Origin of the sequence: Microcoleus sp. B3-D7 (assembly GCF_036705305.1) — a bacterium.
Taxonomy (GTDB): Bacteria; Cyanobacteriota; Cyanobacteriia; order Cyanobacteriales; family Microcoleaceae; genus Microcoleus.
In genome coordinates, this window is sequence record NZ_JAUBUE010000103.1 from 1 (window position 1) to 4,969 (window position 4,969).

At 44.0% G+C, this 4,969-nt stretch carries 4 protein-coding genes; 3 read left to right on the forward strand and 1 reads right to left on the reverse strand.

Annotated elements, in window-relative coordinates:
* Nucleotides 1-54 precede the first annotated feature (54 nt).
* The 3 genes from QUB25_RS29295 (at nt 55) to QUB25_RS29305 (ending at nt 2,148) form a co-directional block, all read left to right on the forward strand.
* Complete coding sequence (locus QUB25_RS29295) at nt 55-1,557, forward strand: WD40 repeat domain-containing protein (RefSeq protein ID WP_333188956.1); 1,503 nt, start codon at nt 55-57, stop codon at nt 1,555-1,557.
* A gap of 79 nt (nt 1,558-1,636) precedes the next feature.
* Nucleotides 1,637-1,813 (forward strand): hypothetical protein, encoded by a 177-nt coding sequence (locus QUB25_RS29300; protein WP_333188950.1) that lies wholly within the window; start codon nt 1,637-1,639, stop codon nt 1,811-1,813.
* The gene (locus QUB25_RS29305; protein ID WP_333188952.1) at nt 1,801-2,148 is read left to right on the forward strand and encodes a PIN domain-containing protein; all 348 of its coding nucleotides are present in this window, start codon (nt 1,801-1,803) and stop codon (nt 2,146-2,148) included. The genes QUB25_RS29300 and QUB25_RS29305 overlap by 13 nt, the downstream gene beginning before the upstream one ends.
* Before the next feature lie 272 nt (nt 2,149-2,420).
* Here the strand turns inward: QUB25_RS29305 and QUB25_RS29310 are convergent, their stop codons facing one another.
* Nucleotides 2,421-4,148 (reverse strand): ABC transporter ATP-binding protein, encoded by a 1,728-nt coding sequence (locus QUB25_RS29310; protein ID WP_333188954.1) that lies wholly within the window; start codon nt 4,146-4,148, stop codon nt 2,421-2,423.
* Nucleotides 4,149-4,969 lie beyond the last annotated feature (821 nt).

Here is a 4,969-nt window from a genome sequence, read left to right on the forward strand (position 1 = left end):
TTTTGACAATTTTCGAGATCGACTATTAGCTTGCTTTTCTAATTAGTCTTTCTTATCACCGCCAACCCAGAAGACCCTACTAAAGTTGTATTTTCAGTTGCTTTCCATCCTGCTGGCGACATACTTGCCACTGGCAGCGGCGACAAAACAGTGAGGCTATGGAATATCGGTACTGGTGAATGTGTCAAAACTTTGCAAGGTCATACTAAAAGTGTGTTTTCAGTTGCTTTCCATTCTGCTGGTGAAATACTTGCTAGTGGCAGCGGCGACAAAACAGTGAGGCTGTGGAATATCGGTAGCGGTGAATGTCTCAAAACTTTGGAGGGACATTTGGATCAAGTCCGGTCAGTAGCCTTCAGTCCAAATGGCGAAATACTCGCAAGTGGAAGTTACGATCAAACAGCGAAACTCTGGGCTATTAACAGCGGTGAATGCTTGAATACTTTGCAAGGGCATTGTAATCAAGTAGGGTCAGTGGCTTTCCATCCTGCGGGTGAAATACTTGTTAGCGGTAGTTATGACCAAACACTGAGGCTGTGGGCTATTAACAGCGGTGAATGCTTGAATACGCTGCAAGGCCATAGCACTCAAGTAAGGTCAGTAGCCTTTAGTCCAAACGGTGAAATTCTTGCCAGCGGCGATGACGAACAAACTGTTAGGCTGTGGGATGCCAACACTGGTGAATGCCTCCAAATCTTGCAGGGTCATCTCGATCGGGTACATTTAGTTGCCTTCCATCCAAACGGTGAAATACTTGCTAGCGGAAGTTATGACCAAACGCTGAGGCTGTGGGATGTCAAAACTGGTGAATGCCTCCATATTTTGCCAGAGGATGGAAAAGAAGTACGGTCGATCGCCTTTAGTCCTTCGGGTGAAATACTTGCCAGTGGTAGTTATGACCAAACGGTGAGGCTGTGGGATATCCGCAGTGGTGAATGCCTCAAAACCTGGCAAGGGCATAACTGTTCATTATACTCGGTTGCCTTCAGTCCTTTGGGCGAGATATTTGCCAGTACAGGTTATGACGGAAGGGTGAGGCTGTGGGATATCCATACTGGTGAATGCCTCCAAATCTTGCAGGGGCATACCGGTTGGGCACGCGCGATTGCCTTTAGCCAGAACGGTGAAATACTTGCCAGTGGAAGTGTGGATCAAACAGTAAGACTATGGGATATCAACAGCGGTGAATGCCTCAAGATTTTTCACGGGCATACTGATTGGATACGTTCAGTTGCTTTTAGTTATTCGGGTGAATTAGTTGCTAGTGGAAGTGTCGATCACACGGTAAGATTATGGGATATTCGTACAGGTGAGTGTCGAAAAATTTTCCAATATAACACCAGTAGAATTAACTCATTCGCCTTCAATTATGATGGTAAACTGATTGCTATTTGCAGTCGGGATGGCACAATTATGATTTGGGATATTGAGACTGGTGAGTGCCTCAAAATACTCAAAAGTGACAGACCTTATGAACACATGAATATCAAGGGTGTTACGGGTTTAACGGAAGTTGAAAAATCCACGCTCAAAGCTTTAGGGGCTGTGGAAAATTAATCATCGCAAAGGAGGAAGTATCCAGTCAGCAATACGGATTACCACCAAAGTTCTGGCAGGAAATAAACTTGAAATTCAAGTGCCGCCTGGATCTGTGGGTGAAGAAGTAGAAGTGTTTGTGATTATACCAGAAAAGCCTCCGTGGCGGCGTAAGGTGTTGGAATTGCTTACAGAAATCCGTAGCCGTAATGTCTCCAGAACAGTTGAAGAAATCGATCGGGAACTTCAAGAAGAAAAAAACTCATGGGACAACTAAACCTACCATCCTCTGCTACAATTTACTTGGATACACAAGTCATTATTTACACCGTTGAAGCCAACCAGAATTACTATTCGCTTCTTCTACCCTTGTGGCTGAAGTTTCAAGCAGGTGAACTTGAACTGATGACCAGTGAATTGACGTTGCTGGAAACCTTAGTTTTCCCTCTAAAAAATGCTAACACTATCTTATTCCGTGACTACGAACAACTATTATTATCCTCAGAGATACAGCTAGTTCCCATAACTCAATCTGTACTGATAACAGCAGCTAATTTAAGGGCTAATACCAATCTCAAAACCCCTGATGCTATTATGCTGCGACAGCCATGACTGAAGGCTGTACGCTGTTTCTCACCAATGACAATGGCTTTCGTAATGTTCCAAATCTATCTGTTGTCATCCTGAGTCATGTTTTGGCATCATAATCATAGGCGATCGCATGAATATCACGGGTGTTATGGGTTTAATGGAATGTAAAAAAGCCATGCTCAAAGCTGTAGGGGTTCAGTCCAGAACCCACGGGTAGCCAGAAACCGGGTTTTTTACGAGAATACTTCGTTGAGGTCAGCAGAAACGGCTAAAAACCCGGTTTCTAATGTAGCCTACTGACTAAACTGTTGAGCGTAGTAGCCTGCGTAGCGAGATCCCTTTTCCAGCAACTCCTCGTGCGTCCCAGATTCGACAATTCTGCCTTTTTCCAAAACTAAAATGCGATCGGCTCTCCGCACAGTAGCCAAGCGGTGCGCGATAATAAACACAGTGCGATCGCGCATCAATCTTTCCAGCGCTTCTTGCACTAAACTTTCGGACTCCGAATCCAGCGCCGATGTCGCTTCATCCAAAATCAATATTCTGGGATCGAGCAAAACTGCACGGGCGATCGCAATTCTTTGTTTTTGTCCCCCAGATAAATTTACACCCCTTTCTCCTACCCAAGTTTGATAGCCGTCGGGAAACTCACTAATAAATTGATGAGCGTTAGCAATCTCCGCAGCTTTTTGCACATCTTTCAGTTCATAATAAGATCGACCAAAAGCGATATTTTGAGCAATTGTACCCGAAAATAAAATCGTTTCCTGCGGTACAATGCCGATTTGCCGCCGCAGAGTATTTAAGGTGACATCTTGAATATCAATACCGTCAATTAAAATCTGTCCCGCTTGCGGATCGTAAAATCTGGGTAGCAAATTTACTAAAGTAGTTTTACCAGCACCGGATGCGCCCACGAGAGCAATCATTTCTCCGGGAAGTGCCAACAAACTCATGTTTTGCAGAATAGGTGCCTCTGAGTTATAGGCAAAATTAATGTTGCGGTATTCGACTTTGCCTGTAACATGGGGAAGTTCAATTGCCCCAGGCTTTTCGACTACTGTTGGTTCAATTGCTAATAATTCAAAAATGCGATCGCTAGAAGCTTCTCCCTGCTTAAAATCCCCGTAATTAGCAGTTGTAATAGCGATGGGGTCAATTAAAAGCGCCACCCCTGCGATATAACTGATAAATTGAGTACCTGTGAGATTTCCTTGAGAAATTTGCCAACCTCCCAGGAAAAAGAGTAAAATCACGCTCATCGCTTCCAGAAAGCCAACTACAACGAACTGAAGTGCTTTTACTCGTTCTGATAGATACTTAGCGCGGCGGTTTTGTTCTGCTTCTTCTGCAAAGCGGGCAATTTCGTAGTCTTCAGCCACAAATGCTTTGATTAACCGAATGCCGCTGAATACTTCTGTCAGCAAAGCGGATAAATCAGAGATGCGATTTTGACTTTGGCGCGAGTAACTTAGCAGTTTCTCGCCAAACCAACCAATTAAGATAGCCATCAGCGGTGCAATAATTAATGCACCCAAGGTTAATTGCCAGTTGAGATAAATCATATATCCCAGGACGGCAATTAGCTGCAAAACACAAGGGATAAACTGATGAAAAAATTTATTTACGACTTCGCCAATGCGGTCAATATCTTCGGTGAGGCGGTAGGATAAATCTCCGGTTTTGGCAGTTTCAAAGTAGCCGAGATTTAGTTTTTGCAGGTGGGAGTACACTTTTTTGCGGATTTCTAAAGCAATAGTCAAAGCTGCTTTTGCCATCAGCGTATCTTGACCGTACTGGGCTGTACCGCGAAGTAGAAATATAATGGCGCTGAGTGCGGCAATTTGAGCGAACCCTTGTAAATCTCCTTTACCTATAAATTTGGCTGTTTCGCCAACCAGCCACGCTATAATCGGCCAAAATATGGTAAATACTACGGTACAAGCTAATGCTTTACCGATGGTTTGTTTTTGGGGACGGAGGTAGGGTAAGATTTGCCAGTATGTCGATCGAGTTTTCAAGATATTTTGCCCTCGCAAATTCTGTTTTTGGGGATCTCTGCAAGAATATTCAAACTTCGCTCCCCCCTAACCCCCCTTACCAAGGGTGGCACAAGATTATTATTCACAGTCCCCCTTTTGAAGGGGGATTTAGGGGGATCTCTGCGTAAGTCATAGAGATATCTGAGCCAAAACATGATAACAGCGATCGTGCAAATCTCAACAATCATTCTTCACCGAAAGCATCCGGGATACAAAGCCCCCGGATTCATCCGTGGGGTTAATTGTCCAATTCTTCAATCTAAAATCTGGTAGTCCTGCATAGCAAGGAAAATGTGTTACAGCACTTTGCGTGACTAAGAGGTTTCAGGGGGCGACAACGAGGCTAAAGCGGTTGTCCTATAAGCTTTATAGCTTTTAGTCCTCTCTGATAAAACGGTTGCTTATTGCGAACTAAACCTATCATAGACTCTACCCACTCCCAACAGCAGTCATGGGCAATTAGCCAATTTTCGCCATACAAACCAATCCAAAACTTGCTATGTCTTCTTCTCGTTCTACCTGGCTCGCTTAGGCGGCACACATATTTTTCCTGTCCTTGAAGTTGAGTTCTTTGTCCTCGCAACCATGCTGAAGTCATTGCCAACGCTATTAAAATCATCAAAGCAATCAATTTCTCAGGTGATGGCTGACAGCCTTCGAGATTATATCCTCCTGTGCCGGCAGTCTTTAAACATTGCTTCGATGCCGTAACGTTGACTGTAAATCGGGTGCATCTCAGTTTTGCAAATCCCTGAAAAAATAGCTAAAATGAAAAAGCTAGTAAAACCGTAAAAAAAACG